General features: G+C 62.5%; 1 protein-coding gene. It reads left to right on the top strand.

Annotated elements, in window-relative coordinates:
* A partial coding sequence (locus tag DY467_RS25425) for a GTP-binding protein (RefSeq protein WP_164639817.1) occupies nt 1-533 on the top strand: 533 nt, incomplete at both ends.

Here is a 533-nt window from a genome sequence, read left to right on the forward strand (position 1 = left end):
GTTCGACACCGGCCTGTTTGATCTTGAGAAGGCGCACCAGCATCCAATGTGGTTCAGGGAGCTGTACGGCTTTGCTGATCACGTGCCAGAGGATTCCGAATACGGCGTGACCAGCTTCGTCTGGCATGCGCGCCGTCCGCTAGTGCCTGAACGCTTCAACGAGTTTCTGCAAACCCCGCTGCCCGGCGTGATCCGTGCCAAGGGCCACTTCTGGATGGCGACGCGTCCCGAATGGGTGGGGGAATTCAGCGTCGCCGGCGCGCTGGCCACGACCAAGCCGCTGGGACTTTGGTGGGTGGCGGTACCGCAGTCACGCTGGCCGGACGACGCTGAGGTTCGCGCACGGGTGAAGGCCAAGTTCGACCCCGTCTATGGCGATAGGCGTCAGGAGATTGTCTTCATTGGCATGCTCGGCACGATGAACCGCGAGCGCATCACTGCAATGCTGGAGCGCTGCCTCGTTGACTCAGTCGAGACCAAGGTGTTCGACCCCAATGCCTACCGGCATTTGCCCGAACCGTTCCCCGGCCTGG

The sequence above is a fragment of the Rhodopseudomonas sp. BR0G17 genome (assembly GCF_010907025.1).
Classification (GTDB): Bacteria; Pseudomonadota; Alphaproteobacteria; order Rhizobiales; family Xanthobacteraceae; genus Rhodopseudomonas; species Rhodopseudomonas palustris_H.